At 62.1% G+C, this 25,259-nt stretch carries 22 protein-coding genes and 1 pseudogene; 13 read left to right on the forward strand and 10 right to left on the reverse strand.

The annotated features are described in order from the left end of the window. Positions 1 to 38 precede the first annotated feature (38 nt). Together BLW21_RS15200 and bshB1 are read left to right on the forward strand one after the other, a co-directional pair. A complete protein-coding gene (locus BLW21_RS15200) occupies positions 39 to 1,181 on the forward strand; it encodes a M23 family metallopeptidase (RefSeq protein WP_245711918.1) in 1,143 nt (380 codons plus the stop codon). Between the two features lie 54 nt (positions 1,182 to 1,235). Then, positions 1,236 to 1,955 (forward strand): bacillithiol biosynthesis deacetylase BshB1, encoded by a 720-nt coding sequence (bshB1, locus tag BLW21_RS15205; protein WP_092741564.1) that lies wholly within the window; start codon positions 1,236 to 1,238, stop codon positions 1,953 to 1,955. Between the two features lie 101 nt (positions 1,956 to 2,056). On the opposite strand, the gene BLW21_RS15210 is transcribed toward bshB1, so the two are convergent. Together BLW21_RS15210 and accC are read right to left on the reverse strand one after the other, a co-directional pair. Continuing rightward, the gene (locus BLW21_RS15210; RefSeq protein ID WP_092741566.1) at positions 2,057 to 3,514 is read right to left on the reverse strand and encodes an aldehyde dehydrogenase family protein; all 1,458 of its coding nucleotides are present in this window, start codon (positions 3,512 to 3,514) and stop codon (positions 2,057 to 2,059) included. Between the two features lie 513 nt (positions 3,515 to 4,027). Next, positions 4,028 to 5,542, reverse strand: coding sequence for an acetyl-CoA carboxylase biotin carboxylase subunit (accC, locus tag BLW21_RS15215; RefSeq protein WP_092741568.1), 1,515 nt, complete (start codon positions 5,540 to 5,542; stop codon positions 4,028 to 4,030). A 373-nt stretch (positions 5,543 to 5,915) separates the two neighbouring features. Between accC and BLW21_RS15220 the strand changes: the two genes are divergently transcribed. Beyond that, on the forward strand, positions 5,916 to 7,166 hold the full coding sequence (locus tag BLW21_RS15220; protein WP_092741570.1) for an aminotransferase class I/II-fold pyridoxal phosphate-dependent enzyme: 1,251 nt from the start codon (positions 5,916 to 5,918) through the stop codon (positions 7,164 to 7,166). 241 nt (positions 7,167 to 7,407) lie between these two features. Further along, positions 7,408 to 7,578 (forward strand): annotated as a pseudogene (locus tag BLW21_RS22065) (histone H1); the annotation flags it as partial. Between the two features lie 305 nt (positions 7,579 to 7,883). Here BLW21_RS22065 and tyrS read toward each other — a convergent pair. Continuing rightward, positions 7,884 to 9,221 carry a tyrosine--tRNA ligase gene (gene tyrS, locus BLW21_RS15230; RefSeq protein ID WP_092741574.1) on the reverse strand — a complete coding sequence of 446 codons (1,338 nt, stop codon included), beginning with the start codon at positions 9,219 to 9,221 and terminating at the stop codon, positions 7,884 to 7,886. Between the two features lie 189 nt (positions 9,222 to 9,410). Between tyrS and holA the strand changes: the two genes are divergently transcribed. The 4 genes from holA (at position 9,411) to BLW21_RS15245 (ending at position 11,916) form a co-directional block, all read left to right on the forward strand. Beyond that, a complete protein-coding gene (holA, locus tag BLW21_RS15235) occupies positions 9,411 to 10,484 on the forward strand; it encodes a DNA polymerase III subunit delta (protein WP_092741576.1) in 1,074 nt (357 codons plus the stop codon). Between the two features lie 265 nt (positions 10,485 to 10,749). Beyond that, positions 10,750 to 11,064 carry an NAD(P)H-dependent oxidoreductase gene (locus BLW21_RS21970; protein ID WP_217633876.1) on the forward strand — a complete coding sequence of 105 codons (315 nt, stop codon included), beginning with the start codon at positions 10,750 to 10,752 and terminating at the stop codon, positions 11,062 to 11,064. Positions 11,065 to 11,110: 46 nt separating this feature from the next. Beyond that, positions 11,111 to 11,347: an NAD(P)H-dependent oxidoreductase gene (locus BLW21_RS21975; RefSeq protein WP_217633877.1), complete on the forward strand. Its 237-nt coding sequence runs from the start codon at positions 11,111 to 11,113 to the stop codon at positions 11,345 to 11,347. Positions 11,348 to 11,649: 302 nt separating this feature from the next. Continuing rightward, the gene (locus BLW21_RS15245; RefSeq protein ID WP_092741578.1) at positions 11,650 to 11,916 is read left to right on the forward strand and encodes a hypothetical protein; all 267 of its coding nucleotides are present in this window, start codon (positions 11,650 to 11,652) and stop codon (positions 11,914 to 11,916) included. Positions 11,917 to 12,061: 145 nt separating this feature from the next. Here the strand turns inward: BLW21_RS15245 and BLW21_RS15250 are convergent, their stop codons facing one another. After that, positions 12,062 to 13,783, reverse strand: a complete 1,722-nt coding sequence (locus BLW21_RS15250) for an alpha/beta fold hydrolase (protein WP_092741580.1) — start codon at positions 13,781 to 13,783, stop codon at positions 12,062 to 12,064. Positions 13,784 to 14,085: 302 nt separating this feature from the next. Here BLW21_RS15250 and BLW21_RS15255 point away from each other — a divergent pair, with 302 nt between their 5' ends. Genes BLW21_RS15255 through BLW21_RS15265 form a run of 3 tightly spaced genes read left to right on the forward strand, consistent with a single transcriptional unit; the run spans position 14,086 to position 16,362 of the window. Further along, a complete protein-coding gene (locus BLW21_RS15255; RefSeq protein ID WP_092741582.1) occupies positions 14,086 to 15,000 on the forward strand; it encodes a helix-turn-helix domain-containing protein in 915 nt (304 codons plus the stop codon). A gap of 23 nt (positions 15,001 to 15,023) precedes the next feature. Further along, positions 15,024 to 15,464, forward strand: coding sequence for a VOC family protein (locus BLW21_RS15260; protein WP_092741584.1), 441 nt, complete (start codon positions 15,024 to 15,026; stop codon positions 15,462 to 15,464). Between the two features lie 28 nt (positions 15,465 to 15,492). Next, positions 15,493 to 16,362, forward strand: coding sequence for an NAD(P)H-binding protein (locus tag BLW21_RS15265; RefSeq protein WP_092741586.1), 870 nt, complete (start codon positions 15,493 to 15,495; stop codon positions 16,360 to 16,362). 282 nt (positions 16,363 to 16,644) lie between these two features. Here BLW21_RS15265 and BLW21_RS15270 read toward each other — a convergent pair whose 3' ends face one another. The 3 genes from BLW21_RS15270 to BLW21_RS15280 all read right to left on the reverse strand — a co-directional run bounded on the left by BLW21_RS15270 (position 16,645) and on the right by BLW21_RS15280 (position 18,503). After that, positions 16,645 to 17,064 carry a hypothetical protein gene (locus tag BLW21_RS15270; RefSeq protein WP_092741587.1) on the reverse strand — a complete coding sequence of 140 codons (420 nt, stop codon included), beginning with the start codon at positions 17,062 to 17,064 and terminating at the stop codon, positions 16,645 to 16,647. Between the two features lie 57 nt (positions 17,065 to 17,121). Next, positions 17,122 to 17,793: a helix-turn-helix domain-containing protein gene (locus BLW21_RS15275; RefSeq protein ID WP_092741589.1), complete on the reverse strand. Its 672-nt coding sequence runs from the start codon at positions 17,791 to 17,793 to the stop codon at positions 17,122 to 17,124. Positions 17,794 to 18,011: 218 nt separating this feature from the next. After that, a complete protein-coding gene (locus BLW21_RS15280; protein WP_175470994.1) occupies positions 18,012 to 18,503 on the reverse strand; it encodes a hypothetical protein in 492 nt (163 codons plus the stop codon). A 369-nt stretch (positions 18,504 to 18,872) separates the two neighbouring features. On the opposite strand from BLW21_RS15280, the gene BLW21_RS15285 reads away from it, so the two are divergent. After that, on the forward strand, positions 18,873 to 19,697 hold the full coding sequence (locus BLW21_RS15285; protein WP_092741593.1) for an IS5 family transposase: 825 nt from the start codon (positions 18,873 to 18,875) through the stop codon (positions 19,695 to 19,697). Between the two features lie 17 nt (positions 19,698 to 19,714). Here BLW21_RS15285 and BLW21_RS15290 read toward each other — a convergent pair whose 3' ends face one another. The 3 genes from BLW21_RS15290 to BLW21_RS15300 form a co-directional block, all read right to left on the reverse strand. Continuing rightward, positions 19,715 to 22,069 (reverse strand): FtsX-like permease family protein, encoded by a 2,355-nt coding sequence (locus BLW21_RS15290; RefSeq protein WP_092741595.1) that lies wholly within the window; start codon positions 22,067 to 22,069, stop codon positions 19,715 to 19,717. Positions 22,070 to 22,090: 21 nt separating this feature from the next. Further along, on the reverse strand, positions 22,091 to 22,774 hold the full coding sequence (locus tag BLW21_RS15295; protein ID WP_092741597.1) for an ABC transporter ATP-binding protein: 684 nt from the start codon (positions 22,772 to 22,774) through the stop codon (positions 22,091 to 22,093). A 166-nt stretch (positions 22,775 to 22,940) separates the two neighbouring features. Continuing rightward, positions 22,941 to 24,209 carry an efflux RND transporter periplasmic adaptor subunit gene (locus BLW21_RS15300; protein ID WP_092741599.1) on the reverse strand — a complete coding sequence of 423 codons (1,269 nt, stop codon included), beginning with the start codon at positions 24,207 to 24,209 and terminating at the stop codon, positions 22,941 to 22,943. Between the two features lie 428 nt (positions 24,210 to 24,637). On the opposite strand from BLW21_RS15300, the gene BLW21_RS15305 reads away from it, so the two are divergent. Further along, positions 24,638 to 25,183, forward strand: a complete 546-nt coding sequence (locus tag BLW21_RS15305) for a GNAT family N-acetyltransferase (protein WP_092741601.1) — start codon at positions 24,638 to 24,640, stop codon at positions 25,181 to 25,183. The last annotated feature ends 76 nt before the right edge of the window (positions 25,184 to 25,259 follow it).

The following is a 25,259-nucleotide window of genomic DNA, read 5'->3' on the forward strand; positions in this document are numbered from 1 at the left end:
TTCACTTATCCACTCATTCACTCATTAATTTCCTGCTCTTGCTGAATTTTGTTAAACACTGGCTGCTGCCGCTGCTACTGATCGGGCTGTTTTTAGGCTTGCCCGGCCAGCTGCTGGCCCAGCGGCGCAAGGTGCCCACCAAACCCAAAGCCGGTGAAACCGGCAAGCGGAAGGACTTCTTCCGCATTAAAACGCCTACCATCCGCTACGTGCGGCCCGATACGACGGTGCTCATCCAGACCGAGGAGTTGCCCGACGACAACTCCGAGGCGGCCAAGTCCATCTTCTTCAATCCGGCCCGCAAGCTCTCGATAGTAAGCGAGGACACCACTACGCTCAACGAGGGCGAGCAGCACATTGTGGAGGTAAAGGAGCAGGTGCAGATTGACTCCAGCTGGATTCAGGTAGCCGGCTACTATGCCATCTGGGATACCCAGAACATCAACCCCTACCGGGTTGATGGCCGCCGTATCAAAGACACGCTTAACCTGCGACTTACCGAGCCCGAGCGGCAGCGCTACGCCAAAATGCCGCTCACCCGCACGCCCGTCACCTCCGGCTTCGGCTTCCGGGGCTACCGCTGGCACTATGGCACCGACCTCGACCTGAATACCGGCGACTCGGTGAAAACTGCCTTTGATGGGGTAGTGCGCCTGGTGAAGTGGGACGGCGGCGGCTACGGCAACTACATTCTCGTGCGCCATTACAACGGCATCGAAACGCTCTACGGCCACCTGCAGAAGGCCTTGGTAACGCCCGGCACCTTCGTGAAGGCAGGCGAGCTGATTGGCTACGGCGGCAGCACGGGCCGGAGTAGCGGCTCGCATCTGCATTTTGAAGTGCGCTACGAGGGCAACCCCATCAACCCCATCGAGCTTTACGACTTCCCCGACTACAAGCTCATAAAAGATAACTTCCAAATTACGTCGGCGCTATTCGATTACTACAGCAAGTCGCTCCGCTACCGGGGAGGCAGCGTACCAGGAGCCGGTAGTGGGAGTGGCAGCAGTAGTAGCAAGGCCCGGCCCACCCAGGCGCGCAAGGTGGTAACGCACAAAATCCGGAGTGGCGACACGCTGTCGGAGATTTCTCAGAAATACGGCGTATCGCAGGCCCAGCTTCGCCGCCTCAACGGCGGTACTGGTACACTGCGCATCGGCCGCATGCTGCGGATTAAGTAGGGGCGGGGGCGCTTGATATCCCGGCCCGTTAAACTCAGACCCTAAGCTTTTAGAATGAAACTAGATGTACTAGCCCTCGGGGCCCACCCCGATGATGTGGAGATGTCCTGCTCCGGCACGCTGCTGGCGGCGGCGGCGGCGGGCAAAACCATTGGCATTATCGATTTCACCCGCGGCGAGCTGGGCACCCGCGGCACGCCTGAAACCCGGGCCGAGGAGTCGGAGCGGGCCAGCCGCATTTTGAGCCTCGATGCCCGCGAGAACCTGGGCATGGCCGACGGCTTTTTTCGCAACGACCGGGAACACCAGTTGCTGCTGGTAGCAGCCATCCGTCGCTACCAGCCCGATGTGGTGCTCTGCAACGCCATCCACGACCGGCACCCCGACCACGGCCGCGCCGCCCAGCTGGCCACCGAGGCTTGTTTCCTCTCGGGCCTGCGCATGATTGAAACTCTGGGCGAAGATGGCCAGCCCCAGGCCCCTTGGCGTCCCCGCGTGGTGTACCACTACATCCAAGACCGCCAGATTCCTGCCGACTTCGTGGTGGATATTACGGCGCACTGGCCCAAAAAGTGGGAATCCATTCAAGCATACAAAACCCAGTTCCACGACCCCAACAGCCAGGAGCCGGCCACTTACCTGTCTACGCCCGCGTTCAGCGACTTTATGGAGGCGAGGGCCCGCGAGTTCGGCCACCTTATCGGGGCGCAATATGGCGAAGGCTTCACCCGCGAGCGGCCGGTTGGCGTGCGCGAAATCACGGAGCTGATTTAACCGATCCGCTAACCGGGGCGCACTAGGCAGCCCATAAACGGCAAACGGCCTCCCCGAAACTCGGGGAGGCCGTTTGGCTTTTGGCTAATTGCAACTACAGGTTAAATGGGGTACTGGCGGGGTTCGTGCTGCACAGTTACCCACTGCACCCGGGTCATTTCATCCATCACCCACTCGCCGCCGAAGCGGCCCATGCCGGAGCCTTTTTCGCCGCCGAAAGGGGCGTTGGCCTGGTCGTTCACCGTCTGGTCGTTTACGTGGATCATGCCGGTTTCAATCCGGCGGGCCAGTAGTACGCCGTGCTCCACGTCGCGGGTGTGGATGGCGCCGCTCAGGCCGAAGTCGACGGAGTTGGCCATTTGCAGCATTTCGGCTTCGTCCTTAAACGAAATCAGGCCGGCTACCGGGCCGAAGATTTCGTTTTCGGCGATGGGCATGTCGTTGCGCACGTTCGATAGCACGGTGGGTTGGAGCAGCGCGCCCTCAGCCTGACCGCCGGTTTCCAGCTTGGCGCCCAGCTTCACGCTGGCCTCAATATCCTGCTGAATACGCTTGACCTGCTTTTCATCGATGAGCGGGCCAATCTGAGTTTGCTGGTCGGTGGGGTTGCCGGCGTGCAGGGCCTTGGTGCGGGCCAGGAATTTATCGCGGAACTCGTCGTACACTTTCTCATGGATGAGGAAGCGGTTGATGGACATGCAGATCTGGCCCTGGTGCATGAACTTGCCCATCATGCCCGCATCCACGGCGCGGTCGATATCGGCGTCTTCGAGCACGATGAACACGTTGTTGCCGCCCAGCTCCAGGGCCACTTTCTTCAGGTGCTCCCCGGCCAGCTTCCCAATGCCCTTACCCACGGGCGTGGAGCCGGTGAAGGAAATCATCTTCGGCACGGGGTGCACCACGAAGGCGTCGCCGATAACCGACGATTTGCCTACTACCACGTTGAACACGCCCTTGGGCAGGCCGGCTTCCTCGAAGAGCTTGGCCACCAGCGTACCCCCCGTAGCGGGCGTCTGGGAGGCGGGTTTCACCACGATGGCGTTGCCGCAGGCCAGGGCCGGCGCAATGGAGCGCATGGACAGGTGCAGCGGGAAGTTCCAGGGGCTGATAATGCCAATGACGCCCAGCGGGCGGCGGTACACGCGGCTTTCCTTGCCGGGCGTGCTCGAGGGCAGAATCAGGCCGTGCAGGCGGGTAGGGAAGGAGGCCGCCTCCAGGATAATCTCGCGGGCTGCCATCACCTCAATGGTCGCCTTGGCCGGGGCACTGCCCGATTCGCGGGCCAGCCAGCCGGCAAACTCATCCTGGCGGGCCAGCAGCAGCTCGGCGGCCTTGAGCAGGATGTTGCGCCGCTCCTGCGGTAGCACGTCGGCCCAGGCCGGGGCGGCGCGGTGGGCGGCTTCGTAGGCTTCGTTCAGCTCATCGAGGCCGGCGGCCTGGAAGGTGAGCAGCGTCTGCCCGTCGAAAGGGTTCAGGTCTTCAATGGTATCGGCGGTGCGGCCGTCGCGCCATTCGCCGTCAATGTACTGCTGGTGGAGGTTCTGGTAGGGTTGCATAAGAAAGAGCTAACTGGTGAGCCGGCGCCGCGCCACCCGCCCTAAGCGGACAAGGGCTTTACGCCGGATTCCCCCAAGGCCGGACCAAGAGTGCAGCCGCCTTCGGGTGGGGGAAAGAGACTATAACTGCTTATGCTACAGAGTTGTTTTTCTGCGCCTAAAAAGCAATAGCGCGCAACCCATCGGGTCGCGCGCTATTGCTTGGTGGAATAGTGGTGGTTTCTGCCTACCCGCCTACTGAGCCTAATGCCGCTGGCCAGGTCTGGAAGTGGCGGCTGTTTCGGAAGAGGTGGTGGGGCTAGAATAGGAGTCTTTAACTAATGTGCTATAGCCGTTTTGTGAACATTGCACTTGGTTGTAGAGACGCGTCTTTGCGTTGAACGACAACGTAACAGCGGCGCGAACGACGGGACGCAAAGATGCGTCTCTACAACCAAGTGCAATGTTCACAAAACGGCTATATAGTTGATAGAGACGCCTTAATTGTATGACGGCTTAAGCAGGGCACCCGCACTACCGCACCCCCAGCCGGTTCCGCTTCCAGGCCGAACCAACCACCGCCGACGCTTCCGACGTGGCGGCGGTGGTAGCGCCGGGCTTCTTATCCGAGAGCAGCATGGCGGCCAGCACGGCGGCTACCTGGGCGGTGGCTTCGTCGGGGGCGCCGGGCTGCAGGGCGTCGGCCGGGAAATGGTCGCGGATGAAGTTGGTGTCGAAGTTTCCGCTGACGAAGGCGGGGTGGTTCAGCACGTAGGTTCCGAAGGCCAGCGTGGTTTCGATGCCGGTAATCTGGTACTCCTCGATGGCGCGCAGCATGCGGGCAATGGCCTCGGTGCGGGTCGCGCCGTGTACCACGAGCTTGGCAATCATGGGGTCGTAGTAAATCGGGATTTCCATGCCCTGCTCGAAGCCGTCATCCACGCGTACGCCGGGGCCCTGGGGGCGCACGTAGGTGGTGAGCGTGCCGATGTCGGGCAGGAAGTTGTTCTGCGGGTCTTCGGCGTACACGCGCAGCTCCAGCGAATGGCCGGTTATCGTCAGGTCTTCCTGCTGGAAGGGCAGGGGCTGGCCCTCGGCCACCCGAATCTGCTCCTTCACCAGGTCGAGGCCGGTGATTTGCTCGGTTACCGGGTGCTCCACCTGCAGGCGAGTGTTCATCTCCAGGAAGTAGAAGTTGTGCTTGTCATCAAGCAGGAATTCCACGGTGCCGGCCCCGGCGTAGCTGCAGGCCCGGGCCACGGCCACGGCGCAACGGCCCATTTCGGCCCGCAGTTCGGGCGTGAGCACCGACGAGGGCGCCTCCTCAATTACTTTCTGGTGGCGGCGCTGGATGCTGCACTCGCGCTCAAACAAATGCACAATGTTGCCGTGCTCGTCGCCCAATACCTGAATTTCGATGTGGCGCGGGCCGGTTACGAACTTCTCGATGAACACGGCCCCGTTGCCGAAAGCCGATACGGCCTCGTTGATGGCCAGCTGCATCTGCTCCTCAAACTCGGTGTCGGAGTTCACGATGCGCATGCCTTTGCCGCCGCCGCCGGCCGAAGCCTTGATCAGGATGGGAAAACCAACCTCGGCGGCAATGCGCCGGGCCTCCTGCACGTCGGAAATGGCCTCATCGGTGCCGGGTACCAGGGGGATGTCGTAGGCTTTCACCGCCTGCTTAGCCGAGAGCTTGTCGCCCATGATGTTCATGGCCTCGGGCGAGGGACCCACGAAAATTAGTCCGGCCTCCGTGACCTGGCGGGCGAATTCGGCGTTTTCACTCAGGAAGCCGTAGCCCGGATGGATGGCATCAACGCCGAGCTGGCGGCAGATTTCCAGGATTTTGTCGCCCCGCAGGTAGCTGTCTTTGCTGGCGGGCGGGCCCACGCACACGGCCTCGTCGGCGTAGCGCACGTGCAAAGCGTTGCGGTCGGCCTCGGAGAAGATAGCCACGGTGGCAATGCCCATTTCCTTGGCCGAGCGGAGGATGCGTAGGGCAATTTCGCCGCGGTTGGCAACGAGGAGCTTCTTGATTTTTGTCATGAGGTGGGAGCGAAGGGGCGGGTAGCGAGTGAAACAGACCAGAAACTGAGCGTCAGGCTGAGCGAAGCCGCAGCATCTCTACCGCCTCGCTGAAATGCCAGACAAGGGTGGTGCAGCGAAGCGGTAGAGATGCTTCGACGATGGCTTGCACTTTGGCTCAGCATGACGTTTCCATGGGTGATGATTAGCGTTCTGACACCCAAAGAAACGACCTTCCGGGCGCACCAAAAAACGGGCGGCACGAATTCGGCGGGCGTTGGATACCGTGCGGCGAAGGATTACCTTTGCGGATTGCCATAACTTTGTACAACTTCCGGCGGTTAAGGTCGCAATCAACCCCGTCGATTCCGTTTCACATTCAACCCGTTCCCTCGTGGATCTATTTGAAAAGATTGCCGCCAATCGCGGCCCGCTGGGCACCCACTCGAGCTACGCACACGGCTATTTCGCTTTCCCTAAACTGGAGGGCGAAATCAAGCCCCGCATGATTTTCCGCGGCAAAGAGGTGCTCACCTGGAGCCTGAACAACTACCTGGGCCTGGCCAACCATCCCGAAGTACGCCGCGCCGATGCCGAGGCGGCCGCCGATTTCGGCATGGCCCTGCCCATGGGCGCCCGCATGATGTCGGGCAACTCCAACCTGCACGAGCAGCTGGAGAATGAGCTGGCCGAGTTCATCAACAAGCCCGACTGCATGCTGCTCAACTTCGGTTACCAGGGCGTCGTGTCGATTATCGACGCCATGGTGGGCCGCCACGACGTAATCGTGTACGACGCCGAGTCGCACGCATGCATCATCGACGGGGTGCGTCTGCATGCGGGCAAGCGCTTCGTGTACGTGCATAACGACATGGCCAGCCTCGAAAAGCAGCTCGAGCGCGCTCAGCGCATCATCGACCAAACCGGCGGCGGCATTCTGGTTATTACCGAGGGCGTATTCGGCATGTCGGGAAACCAGGGCGACCTGCGCGGCGTGCTCAAGCTGAAGGAGAAGTTCCAGTTCCGCCTGTTCGTGGATGACGCCCACGGCTTCGGCACAATGGGCGCTACGGGCGCCGGAACGGGCGAAGAACAGGGTGTGCAGGACGGCATCGACCTTTATTTTTCGACCTTTGCCAAGAGCATGGCCAGCATTGGCGCGTTCGTGGCCGGCCCCGAGAACGTAATTGAATATTTGCGCTACAACATGCGCAGCCAGATTTTCGCCAAAAGCCTGCCCATGCCGCTGGTAGTGGGGGCGCTCAAGCGCTTGGAGCTGCTGCGCACCAAGCCCGAGTTGAAGGAGAACCTCTGGACCATCGTGCGGGCCCTGCAGAGCGGTTTGCGCGAGAAAGGCTTCAACCTCGGTACTACCTCTTCGCCCGTAACCCCCGTGATGCTGGCTGGCCAGATTGGCGACGCAGTGCAGATAACCTTCGATTTGCGTGAAAATTACGGCATTTTCTGCTCTATTGTGGTGTATCCGGTAGTGCCGAAAGATGTCATCATGCTCCGTCTTATTCCGACGGCCGTGCACACGCTCGACGACGTGGAGCAGACCATTAAGGCCTTCGAGATAGTGCAGGAAAAGCTCGCAAAAGGACTTTATTCCAAAACCGAAGCGCCTGTCTGGCTGGCAGAGTAGCTTCGCCCCGCCTAAATGCAAAAGCCAGCTTCCGCCCCGGAAGCTGGCTTTTGCATTTAGTACTTTTTTGAGAACAGGTTACGGCTCGCCGAGGGTGTCGGGACCGATTGAACGACTAAAAAGGCCTTCATGGGGCCGTAGTGGGGGTTTGAGAAAAAAACTTTACAACTTGCTTGTATTTGAAATCCCTGTATATTGGGGCCGAATCTTTTCTCTTCCACACCACATACCCCCCTCCCAGATGAGCAATTTTAGCAAACTGAAGGACCTCGTAATGTCGCTCGAAGGTGACTTCGAGAAGTTCTACGACAAGCAGAACTCGGCCGCCGGTACCCGCGTGCGCAAAGGCATGCAGGAGCTGAAGAACATGGCCCAGGAAATCCGCACCGAGGTGCAGAACCAGAAGAACGAAGCACCGGCTGCCGGTGCTGCTGCTGGTGCCGCTAAGAAGGCTGCTCCGGCCGCTGGTGCCGCCAAGAAGGCTGCCCCCGCCAAGAAGAAGTAAGTAGCCCGGCCGCTTTTGCGGCCGTTGCTATGCAGAAAGAGGCCCCGCCGATATTCGGCGGGGCCTCTTTTTTTAGAGCTTAGAACTTAGAGGTTAGAGGTGAGAACTTAGAGGTGAGAACTTAGAATTTTGAGCTTAGAAGTAAGTGCTTAGAAGTAGGACACAGGTGAAAAGGTCTGCCTCTCTAAGTTCTCACCTCTTACCTCTAAATTTTACACCAGCTTCAGCAGGAAGTAGTTCTTCTTGCCTTTTTGGGCCACGATGTACTGGCCCAGCAGGGGCGTTACGTCGGTGGCCAGTTGTTCGGGGGTGGCTTTTTCGCGGTTCAGGCTTACGCCGCCGGCCTGCATCATTTTGCGGGCCTCGCCTTTGGAGGGGAAGATAACGCCGCCGGTGGCCTCGCTCAGCAGGCTGACGACGTTCATTTCGGCCAGCTCGGCGCGGGGCACTTCTACCCGGGGTACGCCGGCAAACACGTCGAGCAGGGTGGCTTCGTCGAGCGAAGCCAGCTCGCCGCCGCCAAACAGCACCTGCGAGGCGGCCAGGGCAGCCTCGTAGGCCGGGGCGCCGTGCACGCGGGTGGTTACCTGCTCGGCCAGGGCCTTCTGCAGGGTACGCTTGTGGGGCGCTTCGGCGTGCTCGGCTTCCAGGGCCTCAATTTCCTCCTTGGTCAGCAGCGTGAACACGCGGATGAGGCGGGGCACGTCGGCGTCGGCGGCGTTGAGGAAGAACTGGTAGAACTGGTAGGGGCTGGTCAGCGAGGCGTCGAGCCAGACGGTGCCGGTTTCGCTCTTGCCGTATTTGGTGCCGTCGGCCTTGGTGATAAGCTGGCCGGTGAGGGCGTAGGCCTTTGGCGACTGAGTGGCTGAGTTACTCGGTGAATCGTTGTGTTGGTCGCCGCCGCCCATGCGGCGGATGAGCTCGGTACCGGTCGTGATGTTGCCCCACTGGTCGGAAGCGCCCATTTGCAGGGTGCAGCCGTAGGTGCGGAACAGGTGCACGAAATCGTAGCCCTGCAGCAGCTGGTAGCTGAATTCGGTATAGCTCAGGCCCTCGGCGCCCGAGTTTTCGTCGCCGCTGATGCGGCGCTTCACCGAATCCTTAGCCATCATATAGTTCACCGTCAGGTGCTTGCCCACTTCCCGCAGGAAGCCCAGGAAGCCAAAGTCCTTGAACCAGTCGTAGTTGTTGACTACCAGCGCGCCGGTAGGCGAGTCGTCGAAGACCAGGAACTTCTCCAGCTGGGCCTGAATGCCGGCCTGGTTGCGGCGCAGGGCCGTTTCATCGAGCAGGTTGCGCTCGGCCGATTTGCCTGAGGGGTCGCCAATCATGCCGGTGGCGCCGCCTACCAGGGCCAGCGGGCGGTGGCCGGCGCGCTGCAAATGCACCAGCAGCATAATGGTGGCCAGGTTGCCGATGTGCAGCGAGGGCGCAGTGGGGTCGAAGCCGATGTAGCCGCTGATGGGCGCATTCTGGCGTAGATGCTCTTCGGTGCCGGGCATCATGTCGTGAAACATGCCGCGCCAGCGCAGTTCGTCTATTAAATCCAATGGGTGAATGAGTGAATGAGTGACTCGGTGAATGAGCCGCTCGGCGTGAAGATGAACGAACGCAAAGCCGCTAGCCAGTTGCGCGTAACTTAGCAACAAAGGTAAAAGCCCCGATGGTACCTTTGTCTATCCGAGTTGAAAAGGTCTGACAGACCAACGCACTCATTCACCCATTCACTCATTCACTCATTGACCGCCACGCCCGACGAAATCCTGGCTCAGCTTAAGCAGCGGCAGTTCGCGCCCGTGTACTTTCTGCAAGGGGAGGAGCCGTACTACATCGATTTGCTGGCCGATTTGCTGGAAAAGCACGTGCTGCCTGAGGCCGACAAGGGCTTCAATCAGGTAGTGCTCTATGGTAAAGACACCGACGTGGCCGGCATTCTGGGCCAGGCCAAGCGCTACCCGATGATGGCCGAACACTCGGTAGTGATTGTGAAGGAAGCGCAGGCGGTGGCCGACCTCGAGAGCGACAAGGCCTGGGCGTTTCTGGAAGCCTACCTCAAAAAACCGTTGCAGAGCACCGTGCTGGTGTTCTGCTACAAGCACAAAACCCTCGACGCCCGCAAGAAGCTGGGCAAGCTGCTAGCTGGCGACAAGAAAACGCCCGCCCCCGCCGGCACCGTGCTGCTCACCAGCAAGAAGCTCTACGACAACCAGGTAGCGCCCTGGCTCACGGCCTACGTGCGCAGCAAGGGCCAGCAGATTACGCCCCAGGCCACCAACATGCTGGCCGAATACATCGGCAGCGAGCTGAGCCGGCTCACCAACGAGGTGGATAAGATGCTGCTTAACCTGCTGCCCGGCCATAGCATCGACGAGGACCTAGTGCAGCGCATGGTGGGCATCAGCAAGGACTACAACATTTTTGAGCTGCAGAGCGCCCTAGTGCGCCGTGACGTGCTCAAGGCCAACCGCATCCTGCTCTACTTCGAGGCCAACCCCAAAAACAACCCCATCATCCCCAACCTCACGCTGCTGTTCAACTTCTTCTCGCGCCTGCTGGCCCTGCACCAAATCGGCAACCCCAGCGAGGCCGACTGGCTGAAAATGGGCCTGCGCTTTCCCATTCAGCGCCGCGATTACCAGACCGGCCTCAAGGTGTTCGACTTCGGCCGCTGTCGCGACCTGGTGCACCTCATCCGCCGCGCCGACGCCCAGAGCAAGGGCATCGACTCGGGCTCGATGAGCGACGGCGAAATCCTGCGCGAGCTGATCTGGCTGGTGCTGCATCCCGTGCCGCTGCGCGCTGTGGAGGGGTAGGGCCGCTCCGGGGCCGCGCCCGCTCCGGCAACCGTTGGCGAACCGGACCCAGGCTGCCCGCCAAAAATTAAGTGCCCGCCGCTGGGCGGGGTCGATTGCGCCATATATGCGCTACCGGTCCCGCCCAGCAACTTTCAAGCGAATTGCAGCTATCGAAAGCATAGTGAGCAGAAAAATAAAAAAGAAAGGGGATTGATTCATGGATGGCCGCCTGCTCCGGGAGCTGCCGGGTCAAGCGAGACCGATCAAAGTTCTCTTTTCAAGCATGAATGTTCTCAACGTCATCTCCAGTCCCCGTGGCACCGATTCGTACAGCATCAAGCTCGGTGATGCCATCGTGGAAAAACTGCAGGCTGCCAATTCGGGTAGCACCGTAACAGTCCGCGACCTGGCTACCAGCCCTTTTCCGCACTTGGAAGAGGCCAAACTGAAGTCGTTGTTCACGCCGGCTCCCGACCGCACGCCCGAGCAACAGGCCGCCGCCAAGCATTCCGACGATGCCATTGCTGAGATTCAGGCCGCCGACGTTATCGTTATCGGGGGCCCCGCTCTACAACTTCGACATTTCCTCCACGCTTAAAGCCTAGGTCGACCATATCGCGCGGGCTGGTGTCACGTTCAAATACGTGGACAATGCTCCCGTAGGCCTGGTAACGGGCAAAAAGGTGTACAGAGCCATGGCCAGCGGCGGCGTTTATTCCGAAGGCCCCGCCGCCGGTTACGACTTTGTAGCCCCCTACCTGAAAGCCGTCCTCGGTTTCTTGGGCATGACCGATGTGACGGTATACCGGGTGGAAGGTACGGCCATGTCCGGCCAGCAGGAAATTGCCCTGCAGAAAGGCCTCGACAGCATCGCCGTGTAGTGGTAGTTGTTCCCTGGAAAGCGGCGGTCCGGCAACGGGCCGCCGCTTTTTTGTAGGCGCCGGGCTGTCTGCGGGGTGCGGGGTCTTTTATCGCCATGCTGGTTCAGAACCAGAGGCAGTTTTGCCTGTGTCCGATGAGTTTAACTACCTTCTGCACCGCCACCACCCCGATTTCAATCGCACCCGGATGGTGCGTGGACTGCGTATTCGGTTTTGATACGCGCATCAAAACCGAATACGCAGCTTAAAGGCCCGGGCCTAGCTACCTTTAGGTACTCCATTAGCTCTTTATTCTTCCACTCATGCAGGTTCTCGATATTATCCCCAACTCGCCCAAGGAAACCTTTCTGGTGGGCTACCCGACGGGAACCCTGCTGCCCGGGCCCTGGGAGCTGCGGCGTAATGGTGAGCTGGTGGCTACTGTGGAAGTAACCGGCCAGGCTGCCACCGAGCCCGACCAGAAGGGCAAGCTGGCCCCGCCCGGTGTGGTTATGTGCCGGGGCCAGGTCGATAAGAAACGCTTCGATTTCACCCGCGACGAGGTGACCTTGGTGCAGCCGGGAACATAAGGCGGGCTGCCGGGGCCGTAACCCCACCCGTAGCTGCCCAACGGGCGAATCGGCAGTCAGGGCATCTACCGGGGAGCCGCTGGTCGTGGCCTTAGCCGTAGTCGGATTTTGTGGCGGGTCCTGATGAGTAGCTATCAGGCCTCTTTTAGGGCCGCGCCAGAAATTCCCGGACTGCCCGGTTGAATGCTGCCGGGACCTCCTGAGGGGCGTAGTGCGTGGCGTTGGGCAGAATCAGTACTTCGCCCTGCGGCAGGCTGCGGGCCAGCTGGCGCGTGTGGGCTTCCAGCACCGCATCGTGCGCGCCGGCCATTACCAGTACCGGGGCCCGGATGCCGGCCAGCTGCGCGAAGCGCATGCGCGGTTCCTGCAGGAGCAGCCGGAGCAGCCGGGTGGCATTAGGCGCCTGCGGATCGGGGTGGAGCTGGGCCTGGCGGAGCTGCTCGCGGAACAGGGCCAGGTAGTCGGGCGCTATGGCGGCGGGGAACAGGTTGGCCCCCATGAGCACGAGGCGGCGCACGGCGGCGGGGCGGGCCAGGGCCAACGCCAGGGCCGTGTTGCCGCCATCGCTCCAGCCTAGCACATCCACCGGGCCCAGGTGCAGACTATCGAGCAGCTGGGCCACGTCCTGGGCGAACAGCTCGTAGGTGAAGTCGGCGGTAGTGGCGTCCGGGCTGCGGCCCTGGGCGCGGGTGTCGAGGGCCAGCACGTCGTAGTGCCGGGCCAGCTCGGTTAGCTGGAGCCGGAACGCGGCTATTGACTGGCCGTTGCCGTGCAGCAGCAGCAGCGGGGTGCCGTGGCCGTAACGCTCGTAGTAGAGCCGGCCCCCGCGCACCGGCAGGTAGTGGCCGGCCGCTGGGTTGCGGCCGTAAGGCACCGAATCGGATGCGGCCGGCCTGACCGCGGCGGCCTGCCGCTCTTCCAGGGCCATAATGCGTTGCAGGTAGCGCAGGCTGTCGGGCAGCGATACGGCCGGTTCGGGAGTAGCGGCCGGAACCATCGGGCGGCCCTTCTGCGGATACTCATCGAGCACTAGCTGCAGGCTGAGGTAGCCGGGCGAAGACTGCCAGCGGGCCTGGCTTTTGTCGCGGGTGAGCACCGTGTGGCCCGGCCCCGGCACGGCCGACAGCGCAAAGCCCGTGGCGCTGTCGGGGCGGGCCTCACTGTGCAGCCACTGGATAGTGGCCGCCACCTCGCGCCGGTTCTGGAAATACAGGCGGTAGGGTTCCAGGTCGACTTCCACCCAACCCCGGGGCTGGGTTACGGTGAAGCGAATATCCTGGCTTAGCAGCGGCTGGTCGGGGAGCCCCTGCTGCACGCCATACAGATTCAGGCGGAACGTCACGGATCGGAAGCGGTTGAAGGCGACGTGCAGGCGCAGGGTGCGCAGGTGGCAGTCGGGCGGCAGGGCCAGCACGGTGCCCTGTTCCTTGGCCCGCTCATCCTGGCCCGCGCCGGGCTCGGTGTAGAGGCGGGCCGTCATGAAGCTAGAGCTGCCGGTGCGGCCCGTGGTGCGGGTGCGCACCTTGCCCGGCCGCACCGTTACGGCCGCCAGGGCCACCGCAACGGGCTGCAGCCGCACTGTGGCCCCGGCAGCAGGCGGCGCGGTGGCGGGTACGGCGGCGGTAGCGTAGCCCACGCCCGAGGCCAGCACCCGCGCTCCGGCTGCCACCGAATCGGGCAGCAGAAAGGCAAACCGCCCTGCCGAATCGGCCACCGTGCCGAAGGGCTGCCCGGCCACGCCCACCGAGGCAAACGGCACCGGTTGGTCCGTGGCGGCATCGAGCACCCGGCCGTGCAGGCGGGTGGTTTGAGCAAAAGCAGGCGGGCTGCTCAGTAACAGCAGAAATAAGGGAAACCAGAGGCGCATGAACAGCGGCAGTAGTAGTGGAAACAGGTGGTAAACTAGAGTTGGGAGTTTTAATCGGACGCTAACGTTGTCAGCCGAGGCAGGAGGGCTTGGCAACAGGTAAGGCTAGGCGCGAAAATCGGCGGGCTTAACTCGACGGAGAAACGGGCGCCCCGAAACGAATACGAAAAGCAGAGATTTGGCTACGAAACCAAGCATACACCACCCGAGCTTTGCCTAGTGATCGGAAGGAGAAAACGTAACCGATGAACGAAACAGCATTTTTCCACCGGACTCGTATAGTTCACTGTTTTTGCCACATCATGAAAAACAAGCTGCCGCGTAAGGTGAACAGCATTTCGGCGTATCATCAGCTGATGGGGCTGCCCCGGCCGGAGCATCCGCTTATCAGCGTGGTGCGGTTTGAGTCCATCACCCACTCGGCGGCCATGACCAGCGCGCCGCTGCTCAACAGCTTCTATTCCATCGCGCTGAAAAAAAACTTCAACGGCAAGCTCAAATACGGGCAGCAGGTGTATGATTTCGATGAGGGCATGATGGTGTTTTTGGCTCCTGGCCAGCTCCTGAGTATTGCCGCCGACGAAACGCTGCGCCACACGGGCTGGCTGTTACTGCTGCACCCCGATTTTTTGTGGAACACGCCGCTGGCCAAAACCATCCGGCAGTACCCCTTTTTCAGCTACGCCGTGCACGAGGCGCTGCACCTGTCGGCTAGAGAGGAGGACCTGATAACCGACCTCATCCAGCACATTGGGCAAGAGTACCACGCCGCCCTCGACTCGTTCAGCCAGCGCGTTATCGTGGCCCAGCTGGAATTGCTGCTCACGTACTCCGAGCGGTTCTATCAGCGCCAGTTCATCACCCGAAAAATGGCCAACCACCAGCTGCTCGAACGCTTGGAGGACCTGCTGACGGCGCATTTCGATGGGGAGGCCCTGGTCCACGGACGCCCGCCCACCGTGCAGGCCATTGCCGACCAGTTGCACGTGGCGCCCAATTATCTGAGCGGGCTGCTCAAGAGTCTGACCGGGCAGAGCACCCAGCAGCACATCCAGGGCAAGCTCATCGAAAAGGCCAAGGAAAAATTGTCGACCGCTGATTTGTCCGTGAGCGAAATTGCCTACGCCCTGGGGTTCGAGCACTCGCAGTCGTTTAGCAAGCTATTCAAGACCAGAACGACCCTCTCGCCGCTGGCCTTCCGCAACTCCTTCAATTAGTACCACTTCAACCCACGCAACCCATGCAAACACCCCGCAACCTGCCTCCCAAAAATCCGGGAGGCATCAACGGAAAAATGAATATTGGGCACGTAGGACTGCGGGTGCCCGACTACGCGGCCGCTATTGGCTGGTACACCCAGAAGCTTGGTTTTCGGGTGCTGAAGGAGTGGACCGTGGGCGAGCTGCAGTTGGCTTTTCTGGCCCCGGCCAACGACGATACGGTCTGGCTGGAAGTGCTGAGCGACGGCACCTTATCGGGGGCTCCCACAGCACCCCCGCTGGTTTTGGGCTACCACCATATATGTCTGGAGGTGGAAAACGTAGATCAGACGCTGGCCGACCTGCGCGAGCGAGGGGTGGCAACGATCCGGGAGCCCTTCGACGTGCCGGCAATCGGCAAGCGGTGCGGGTTTGTGGCAGATTTGAACGGAAATGTGCTGGAGTTCAGCGCGAACTGCTAAGTATCTTTAATCACCTTTACCACCTGCTATGCTCGTCATTACCGGCGCCAACGGCCAGCTCGGGGCCGCCATCATCGAAAACCTGTTGCGCACCCTGCCGGCCAGCCAGCTGGTGGCCAGCGTGCGCAAACCCGCCAAAGCCGCGGCCCTGGCCGGGCGGGGCGTGCAGGTGCGGGCCGGCGACTTTGCCCACCCCGAGCAGTTGGCGGCCGCCTTCGCGGGGGCCGACCAGGTGCTGCTGATATCGGCCAATAAGCTCGGCGAGGAGGCCCGGCAGCTGCACCGCACTGCCATTGGGGCCGCCCGCGCCGCTGGGGCCGGCCGCATTCTGTACACCAGCCACATGGGCGCCCGGGCCGATTCGCCGTTTGAGCCGGCCAGCAACCACGCCGCCAGCGAGGCCATGCTCGCCGAACGGGCGGGTGCCTACACCTCGTTGCGGCAAGGTTTCTACGCCGAAAGCGCCCTCCACATGGTGGGCCAGAGCCTGCGCGAGGGGGAGCTGCGGGTGCCCGAAGATGGCCCCGTCAGCTGGACCACCCGCGCCGATCTGGCCGAAGCCGACGCGCTGCTACTAACCCAGCCCGGCCGTTTCGAGGGTATCACCCCGCCGCTTACGGCTGGCCATGCCGTCACGATGGCCGAGGTGGCCGCGCTGGCCTCGGAGGTGTCGGGCCGCGAAATCCGGCACGTAACGGTAACCGATGAGGAGTGGAAGCGGGCCACCATGGCGCGGGGCGTACCCGCGCCGGTGGCCGAGCTGCTGCTAGGCACTTTCCGGGCCGCCCGCCGCGGCGACTTCGCGGCCACCAACCCCGCACTGCAAATCCTGCTGGGCCGTGCCCCGCAAACGATGCGCGAGGTGCTGGCCGGCTTCCTAATGCCGTCGCAACCGTAATGGGCGAGGCCCCGGCCGGTCTGGCTGAATGTCAACAGTAGGTAGCAAGGCCCCTAGCCAAATTTTTGGGTGGGGGCTTTTTCGTGGGGCTGATGTTAAACGAAGAAGGCGTAGCGCGCCGACGATGGTGCCCGTACTTTGAGCCCGTTACACGGTAGGTCGCCGCCCAGCCGGCATCGTCCCTAAAAAAACGAAACCCCGGCTGTTGGCGCAGCCGGGGTTTCAGGAAGTGGGTGGAGTAAGCACCCTTACTCCCGAACGGAATGATTGGGGCCAGGCGGCTTAAGCCGGGAGCGTGGCGCGCTGGGTGGCAATGCCGGCCAGCACGGCCGTCAGCACATCTACCTGGGCCTGCACCTGGGCCGCATCAACCGTCTTCAGGAAGCGGGCGGTGCCGGCGCTGGTGCGGTTGCCGCGCATGATTTTTTTGCGCTCGGATTGCAGCAGCTCCACCACATCGAGGGCATCCTGCTGCTGCTGGGGCGTGAGGCTGGGCAGGGCGGCCTGGCCCTGGGCGGTCAGAATCTCGCCATCTTTCTTGGCCAGCGCGGCCGCGCCGCTGGCTTGGCTGCGGTCGGCGCGCTCATCGGCTAGGTCGAGGCCGGTGTCGCGGTAGCTGTAGGTTTTTAGCTCGAAGTTGACGTCGGCGGTGGCCGCGTCGCACTCGGCCCAGTTGGTAAGGAGGGTGTAATCGGGATTCATGGCAATAAGGGGATAAAGGATTGGGGAAAAGAGGCTTACTGCGCTCAATATAGGAGACTACCGATCAGTTTGCAAATAGGGCGGAAGCAGCACCGTAGCCAGGGCTTCGGCCTCGGCTTGCAGGCCTGCCGCCTGGGCCCGCAAGCGGTGGTAACGGACTATGTCGGCGGCGGAGAGGGGCGCGGCCCGTTGGCCGAGCCAGCCCCGCAGCCAGCGGGCGTGGTCGGCGGCGCGGGTCGGGTCGGTGGGGTCGGCGGCCTGGGCCAGGGCCGCGGCCAGCGCCCGGGCGGCGGGCGTATCGGCCGCGACGGAGCCAGCGTCGGGGGCGGGCTCGTCGGGGTTGGGGGGGAGTAGGGCAGATAACGCGGCGGCCCAGCGGGCGGCTACGTGGGCGCGGGCGGCCAGCGCGTCGGCCTCGGCCAGCAGGCGCTCGGCGCGGTGCCGGCACTCGCGCTGCCGAAAGTCGAGGTCGGCCGCCTCGGGGGCGGGCGTATCGGGGGGCAGGGCCGCACCGGGGGTAAGGCTGGCGGGCACCGCGGGCGGGGGCAGCTGGAGCAGCAGCGGCAGCAGGGCCGCCCGCACGGCCGGCGTGAGGGGCCGGCGCTCGGTTTCCAAATCGCGCACCAGCGGCGGGCTGATGCCCAGGTACAGGGCCAGCTCGGCCTGACCAAGGCCAAACCAGGCCCGGACGCGGGCTATAAGCGAATTGGGGGGAGGTAAGCGGAGCATTGGCAGAGCATTTGCGCTGTTTTTTTATAAATAACAAAAAACAGCGCAAACCAACCAAGCTACTTTGCGCTGTTTTTAAGAAAGTAATGAAAAACAGCGCAAAGTAGTATTTGCTGCCCGGCCTATCTGGCGCGAATGCCTGATAGCCAGAGCGGTTGTAGAGACGCGACCCATCGCGTTTCTACAACCGCTCTGGCCATTCGGGGCCAGCGGGGCGTTTATTCGATTTTTGCTTGCACGTTGGGCGAAAAGGCATGGTCCCGGTCGTAGTCGCTTAACTCCTGGTAGAGCTTCTCATTGCTGTAACGCGCTAGCTTGCTGATTCCAACCCCACCGAATAACCCCAACATGAGGCCGTATCCGAGTGGCGTAACGGTGGTGGTACTGGTACCGCCGTTGGAGCTGGTTTTGGTGCCGGTTTGCGAGGCCACAAAGCCAATGGCCAACGCTCCCGTGCCCAGCCACAGCTTGCCACCGGTTTGGCGGCGGGCAAACAGCCGAATTACCCGCGTGGCCTGTTCGTTGCCGACGTAGCGTTGGTAGAGGTACTTTTTATAGGATTGGTCTTTGACTAGGCCGGGCTTGAGCAACGGAGAGGAAACTGCCTCGGCGGCTGGTGCAGCGGCGGGTGGCATAGTTTGCGCCAGGGTGGTAAAGGAAAGACCACCAAGTAAGAATAGGGTAAGAGTGCTGCGGAGCAAGAGACGCATTTTGGGGAAACAGAAGTATGGAGTTGGGAAGGTAGAATCCAAAGGTAATAGGGACACTATAGTAATGGGCGGCATTTACTGGGCTTAGAGCGTATTCGGGGATTTGGAAAGAACAACGGGTAGGCCAGCGCCTCGACGGCCGCGTGCTGCTGCTGTGGAGGATGAGTGGTTCACTTACCTGGCCGGCATCGTCTGAAAAGACGAAGCCCCGGCTGCGTCAACAGCCGGGGCTTCAGGATGTGGGTGGATTAAGCTCCCTACAACCTAAGCGAAATGGGTAAACGTGCAAAAAAGGAAGGAGCCGGCAAGGCTGGTGCTCCTTTTCTATCGCCTAGAGCCTGTTATGGACTGGTGGCGTAATTCGGGGGTATGGCACAGCGAAGTGGTTACCCCAGCGACGTGACGGATGACGAATGGACGTTTGTGGCGCCCTATCTGGCGCTGGTGCGGGAAGAGGCGCCGCAACGGCAGCACGCGCTCCGGGCCGTGTTCAACGCGCTGCGCTACCTGGTCAAAACCGGCGGCGGCTGGCGCTACCTGCCCCACGACCTGCCGCCTTGGCCGGCGGTCTACCAGCAATGGGTGCGCTGGCGCGACAACCGCTGTTTTGAGCATATGATGGCCGATTTGCGCGAGTTGGCCCGCGTGCTGGCCGGATGTGAGGCCGAGTCCACGGCCATCATTTTGGACTCGCGCACCATGCAAAGCCCGCCCGAAAGCGGGGCGCGGACGGGCTACGACGGGGCCAAACGGCGCAAGGGTAGCAAGGGTAGCAAAGGCAGCAAGGTGCACGTGGCCGTCGACACGCTGGGCCACCTGCTGGCCGCTGTCGTTACGCCAGCCAACGAGCCTGACCGCGGGCAGGTCGACGCACTCTGTGAGCGGGTGCAGCAGGTCACGGGCCAAAAAGTGCAGGTGGCCTATGTCGACCAGGGCTACACGGGCGAAAACGCCGAGTACGCTGCCGCCGTGCACGACATTGACTTACAAGTAATTGTCAGGCCCGAAGGCCAAACCGGCTTTATGCTGTTGCCCCGCCGCTGGGTCGTTGAACGTAGCTTCGGCTGGGCCGCCCGCTTCCGCCGCTTGGCTCGTGACTACGAACGCCTAGCCCTGACCATGCAGCAATTTCACTTCCTGGTCTTTGTCACGCTCCTGCTGGCAAAAGGCGTTTTCCGGGCCACCAGTCCATAACAGGCTCTAGTTGCCCCTCACTCGGCCCGCAGGCTTAGCACGGGGTTGCGGCGGGCGGCCCGCCAGGCCTGCACGCTCACGGTGAGCCAGGCAATGAGCAGGGCCCCCAGGCCGGCCGCCGCGAAGTACCACCACTGCCACTCTACCCGATAGGCAAAGCCCGCCAGCCACCGCTCCATCAGCAGGTAGCTCAGAGGCAGCGCCAGCCCAATGGCCACGACTACCAACCAGGTCAGGCTGCTGGTCAACAGCCACACAATGCTCAGCTCGCTCGCGCCCAGGGCCTTGCGGATGCCGATTTCCTTGCGCCGCCGCTCGGCGGTGAAGGCGGCCAGGCCCAGCAGGCCTAGGGCGGAAATGAGGATGGCCAGCCCGGCGAAGTAGCGGGCGAGCACGGCAACCCGCCGTTCGGCCACGTACTGGGCCTGGTAGTCGGCATCCAGAAACGTGTAGTCGAGCGTAAAGCCGGGGTTGTAGGCGGCGTACAGCTGCTGAAGCCGCGCTAGCGTGGCCTGCTCCGCGTGGGGCTGGAGCTTCACCAGCACCGTGTTAATCTGGGGGTCGAGTTGGAGGAGCAGCGGCTTGATTTTTTCGTGCAGGGACTCGTAGTGGAAGTCGCGGACCACACCCACGATGCGGGCGCCATCGAGCCGTTGGCCCACGGGGTCCAGCATCCCCAGGCCGGCCACCAGCGCTTGGTTGACGAGGATGGCGGCGCTGTCGGCGCGGTACTGCGGCGCAAAGCTGCGGCCGGCGACCAGGTGCAGGCCCATCGTTTCCACCAGGTCATAGTTGACCAGCATCGTCCCGACTGCTAGGCGCTTCCCCCGCCAGCTCATCTCCGCGACGTAGCGCCCCCCCAGGAAGCCGCCCAAGACGCTGGATGCCTGCACGACGCCGGGTAGTTTCTTCACCTCACTCAGAAAGGCCGCCTGCTGGCGCGCCGCCTTGCCGCCCGTATCGAAGCGGAGCACGTGGGCTTTGTCGTAGCCCAGCGGCTGGCGCTGCACAAACGCCAGCTGCGCGTTGACGACCACCACGGCCACGATGAACAGCACCGAGAGCGTGAACTGCAGCACGACCAAGCCCTGCCGCGTCCACACGTCGGCGGCCCGGGTCGGCAGCTTGCCTTTGAGCACGGCCGCCGGCTGGAAACCCGACAGGTAGAACGCGGGGTAACTGCCCGCCAGCAGCCCCGTGCCCAGCGCCAGCGCCAGGCCAGCTGCCACCAGCGGCCACTCCCACCGCAAGGCCAGCGGCTTGCCCGTCAGCGCGCTGAACTGCGGGAGCACGAGCTGCACCAGCCCCACGGCCACGACCAGCGCCAGCAAGGCCATCACCACGGATTCGGTCAGATATTGTACTATCAGCGCGGCGCGGCTCGCCCCCAGTGCCTTGCGAATGCCCACTTCCTTAACCCGCCGCGAGGCCTTGGCGGTGAACAGGTTCATGAAATTGATACTGGCAATCACCAGAATGAGCCCGGCAATCAGGGTCAGCAGCCGCACGTAGGCAATGCGCCCCCCGGTTACGACACCGTTTTCGTAGGTGCCGTGCAGGTACCCCGCTGCGAACGGCCGCACGAACAGCGTGCGCCCCTGGGCCTGCGTGCTTTTGGTTTTCAGTAACCCCGCCAGCTTGGCTTGAAACTGCGCGGGGTCGGCGCCCTCCTTCAAGGCCAAGTAGGTGGTGAAGGGGCCATCGTCGTCCCATTTGATGGTTTCGCTCATCTGCATCCGGTCTTTGAACGAGGCAAATGGCAGCACGAAGTCAAACTGCTCGGACGAGTTGCGGGGCACCCTGGCAAACACCCCGGCCACCAGGCTGGTCTGCGTGCTATCGGTCCCCATTTGCCATTGCACGGCTTTGCCCAGGCTGTTCTGCGGCGAGTTAAAGAGCTTGGTGGCCAGGGCTGCGGAGAGCACAATGGCGTGTTTATCCCGTAGCACCGTGGCGGGGGTGCCCACCAGCAGGGGGTAGGAAAACAGTTGGAAGAAGGCCGGGTCCGCGTATTTGGCGACGGCGCTGAGGTGCAGGCCGCCCGCCGCCAGCGTGAACTTGGGGAAGAACGGAACCGGCGTGGTGGTGGCCACCAGTTCAATCTCCGGCATTTCCCGCCGCAGGGCCTCGGCCAGCAGCGGCACGGTGCCGGTTTGGGTCTCGATGCCGGCAGCCGTGCGGCGGTTTTCCAGCACCTGGTAGAGCCGGCCGTCCAGGGTGTGGTAGCGGTCGAAGCTGCGCTCGTCGCTGATCCAGAGGTAGATGAGCAGCGCGCAGGCCAGGCCGGTCGAGAGGCCAATCAGGTTGATGAAGAACGTGCTTTTGAACCGCTTAAAGTTGCGGTAGATGAGCAGCAGGGGGTAGGGAAGCATAGCCGAATGGGGAGGAATCGATTAGAATTGGCCGCGGCTGTGCTCCAGCACCACCTGCCCGTCGAGCAGGCGGATGACGCGCCGGGCGTACCGGGCGTCGTGCTCGGAGTGCGTGACCATGAGCACGGTGGTGCCCGCCTCGTTCAGCTCGGTCAGCAGGCCCAACACGTCGTGGCCGCTGGCTGAGTCGAGGTTGCCGGTAGGCTCATCCGCCAGCAGCAGCGGCGGGGCGTTCACCACGGCGCGGGCCACGGCCACGCGCTGCTGCTGCCCGCCCGAGAGTTGCAGCGGAAAGTGGTTGCGCCGGTGCAGCAGCTGCATTTTCTCCAGCACCTGCTCCACCCGCTGCCGCCGCTCGGCGGCCCCCACGCCGAGGTAGCGCAACGGTAGCTCCACGTTCTCGAACACCGTCAGCTCGTCAATCAGGTTGAAGCTCTGAAACACGAAGCCCAGGCTGCGCTTGCGCAGCTCGGCCCGCTGGCGCTCCGAGTAGCGGCTGGTCTCAGTGCCCAGCAGTTGCAGGCTGCCGCCGTCGGGCTCGTCGAGCAGTCCCAGCAGGTTGAGCAGCGTTGATTTGCCGCAGCCCGAGGGGCCCATGATGGCCACAAACTCCCCCTGCTCCACCGTCAGCGAGACGTGGTTCAGCGCCTTGGTTTGCACCTCCTCGGTGCGGTACACCTTTTCCAGGTTTTCGGTTTTTATCATGGGGGTTAGTGTATGTGGTTATGTTCTGGCGGGGCGCCTCACCCCCCGGCCCCCTCTCCGAAAAGGAGAGGGGGAGCCTAGGCGGCGCTGCCGTTTGATTTCGTCAGCCAATCGGTCGGCTCCCCCTCTCCTTTTCGGAGAGGGGGCTGGGGGGTGAGGCGCCCCGTCAGGGAGTATCAGGCCGCCCGTTATCCAGCACCAGCTCCTGCTGGTCGGCGTAGCCTTCGTAGCTGGACGTTACGACCTGGTCGCCGGGCCGCAGGCCCGCCAGCACCTCGTAGTAGTCGGGGTTCTGCCGCCCCAGCCGGATGGCCACCCGTTGGGCCCGGGTGCCGTCGGCCACCAGCTTAAACGCCCAGTTGCCCACGGTTTGCTGGTAAAAGCCGCCCTTGGGCAGCAGCACCGCCGGGGCCTTCGCGCTCAGCGCCAGCCGGATGGGCAAAGTCTGGCCCCGCCGCAGGCCCGGCGGGGACGCGCCGGTAAAGGCCAAGTCGATTTGCAGGCCTTTGGTCACTTGGGCGAAGATTTTAGTCACGCGCAAAGCGTACGCCTGGCCCTCCACGACCACTTCGCCCACCTGACCGGTTCCGATGCGGGCGATGTAAAACTCGTCCACCGCAGCGTGGAGCTTCACGCCCGCCAGCGCATCAATCTGCCCCAGGCGCTGGCCCCGCGTTTTGGCCTCGCCCACCTCCGCGGCCAGCGAGCTGAGACGCCCGCCGACCGGGGCCCGCAGCAGCAAATCGTCCAGCTTGCGCCGCATCAGGTTCAGGTTGCTGGTCATGCGCTGCACCGATTCCTGCATGGTGCCTAGCTGCTGCTGCATGGCGATGGAATCCTGACGCAGGGTCTGCTGCGTGAGTTGCCGCCGGCGCAGCTGGTAGCGGCAGGCGTTCTGGCTTTGCAGGTAGTCCTGCCGTGCAATCACCTGCTGGTCGTAGAGTTGTTGGTTGGTGTCGAATACCCGCCGGGCCTCGGCCAATTGGAAGTCGATTTCGGCCAGCTGATTTTGGCGCAGGATGCGGTTTTGCAGCAGCTGGTTGCGGGTATTGCGCAGGTTGTTCATCAGCTCGTACACGGCCGTTTCGCGGTTCACCATTTCCAGCTGCAGGTCGGGGTTGGCCAGCCGCAGCAACGGCTGGCCGGCCGTTAAGGTCGCTCCTTCTTCCACCAATACTTGCTGCACCGTGCCGGCCTCCGCCGCGTCCAGGTACACGGTGCGCAACGGCTGCACCACTCCGTCGATGGCCGTGAATTCCTGAAAATTACCCTGCGTGACAAGACTAATGGTCAAACGGCTGGCCGCGACGTGCAGCCGCTCGCCCGGGCGGGGCCAATAGAGGCCAGCCGCGCCCGCGCCCACCAGCACCAGGGCTGCCAGCCACCACCAGTGGGCAACAAACGACCACTTTTTCTTCGGTATCAGGACATCCATTCGGTTCGGCGCGGGCAATAACAGGAATAAGCTATTGACCGAAGGTGCCAAGAACGGTGCCTTTGTCGCAAATAATTGCTAATCAGCAGTCTGCTTTTAAGCCCTGGTTGCTAGCTGTTACCAAGCGTCCGGTTTCGATACAGTGGACCGTTCGGTTCTGATACAATTCGAATCGGTTGACGGGCAGAAAACAGCTTGGCCGACTAAGAATCAGTATTTTCCGAGGTCTGCACGGTTTGTGCGGCCTGCGTAGGGACGGGTGCCAGTCAACTCCTACTTTTACGTTCTGAGGTCTGCTCAGAAAACGGAAACTATAGCACGTTAAGGGCTGAGAAGAGGGCGTAAGGCTAACTAGCCGTTTCAAAACCCCCGAGTTGGACGTTTTGCCCTATTGGTTTAACAACACCCTATTTACCTGCACCCATAGAATGGACCTTCATACCCCCCGCCTACACCTACGGGAGTTGTCATTGGCTGACCTAAAGGCAGTTCATCACCTGCATTCCTTGCCTGAAGTGGATGAATTCAATACGCTTGGGATTCCCGAGAGCATAAAGACAACCGAGCACCTGTTAACCGACTGGCTAGTGCAGCAGCAAGCAACGCCTCGAACCTCTTACATTTTCTATACGCAACGTGTAAATAGTGAAGAGTTTGTGGGATTAATTGCGCTGAATTTGGGAAAGGCAAACTTCAAAAATGGGGAGGTCTGGTACAAGTTTTTGCCCACTCATTGGGGCCAAGGGCTCACCACCGAAGCCCTGACTGAACTATTAAACTTTGGGTTTGACCATCTGCATCTACACCGAATCGAAGCCGGGTGCGCCGTAGAAAATGTGGCCTCCATTCGGGTATTGGAAAAAGCCGGCATGACCAGAGAAGGACGCAAGCGGCAGATTCTGCCCATTCGGGGCAATTGGGTAGATAACTACTTCTTCGCCATCTTGGAAACGGATAGGTCAGCGGTACATTGAACTTAACTTATGGAAGCTTGGGTGTTGTTGAACCAATAGGGCAAAACGTCCAACTCGGGGGTTCTGAAACGGCCAG

It is taken from the genome of Hymenobacter psychrophilus, from assembly GCF_900107135.1.
Classification (GTDB): Bacteria; Bacteroidota; Bacteroidia; order Cytophagales; family Hymenobacteraceae; genus Hymenobacter; species Hymenobacter psychrophilus.

Excerpts from the sequence above, each read along its gene's own strand:
- bshB1 (WP_092741564.1), top strand. The coding sequence starts at position 1,236 with ATGAAACTAGATGTACTAGCCCTCGGGGCCCACCCCGATGATGTGGAG.
- BLW21_RS15210 (WP_092741566.1), bottom strand. The coding sequence starts at position 3,514 with ATGCAACCCTACCAGAACCTCCACCAGCAGTACATTGACGGCGAATGG.
- accC (WP_092741568.1), bottom strand. The coding sequence starts at position 5,542 with ATGACAAAAATCAAGAAGCTCCTCGTTGCCAACCGCGGCGAAATTGCC.
- BLW21_RS21970 (WP_217633876.1), top strand. The coding sequence starts at position 10,750 with ATGAATGTTCTCAACGTCATCTCCAGTCCCCGTGGCACCGATTCGTAC.
- BLW21_RS15245 (WP_092741578.1), top strand. The coding sequence starts at position 11,650 with ATGCAGGTTCTCGATATTATCCCCAACTCGCCCAAGGAAACCTTTCTG.
- BLW21_RS15250 (WP_092741580.1), bottom strand. The coding sequence starts at position 13,783 with ATGCGCCTCTGGTTTCCCTTATTTCTGCTGTTACTGAGCAGCCCGCCT.
- BLW21_RS15255 (WP_092741582.1), top strand. The coding sequence starts at position 14,086 with ATGAAAAACAAGCTGCCGCGTAAGGTGAACAGCATTTCGGCGTATCAT.
- BLW21_RS15260 (WP_092741584.1), top strand. The coding sequence starts at position 15,024 with ATGCAAACACCCCGCAACCTGCCTCCCAAAAATCCGGGAGGCATCAAC.
- BLW21_RS15265 (WP_092741586.1), top strand. The coding sequence starts at position 15,493 with ATGCTCGTCATTACCGGCGCCAACGGCCAGCTCGGGGCCGCCATCATC.
- BLW21_RS15270 (WP_092741587.1), bottom strand. The coding sequence starts at position 17,064 with ATGAATCCCGATTACACCCTCCTTACCAACTGGGCCGAGTGCGACGCG.
- BLW21_RS15275 (WP_092741589.1), bottom strand. The coding sequence starts at position 17,793 with ATGCTCCGCTTACCTCCCCCCAATTCGCTTATAGCCCGCGTCCGGGCC.
- BLW21_RS15280 (WP_175470994.1), bottom strand. The coding sequence starts at position 18,503 with ATGCGTCTCTTGCTCCGCAGCACTCTTACCCTATTCTTACTTGGTGGT.
- BLW21_RS15285 (WP_092741593.1), top strand. The coding sequence starts at position 18,873 with ATGGCACAGCGAAGTGGTTACCCCAGCGACGTGACGGATGACGAATGG.
- BLW21_RS15290 (WP_092741595.1), bottom strand. The coding sequence starts at position 22,069 with ATGCTTCCCTACCCCCTGCTGCTCATCTACCGCAACTTTAAGCGGTTC.
- BLW21_RS15295 (WP_092741597.1), bottom strand. The coding sequence starts at position 22,774 with ATGATAAAAACCGAAAACCTGGAAAAGGTGTACCGCACCGAGGAGGTG.
- BLW21_RS15300 (WP_092741599.1), bottom strand. The coding sequence starts at position 24,209 with ATGGATGTCCTGATACCGAAGAAAAAGTGGTCGTTTGTTGCCCACTGG.
- BLW21_RS15305 (WP_092741601.1), top strand. The coding sequence starts at position 24,638 with ATGGACCTTCATACCCCCCGCCTACACCTACGGGAGTTGTCATTGGCT.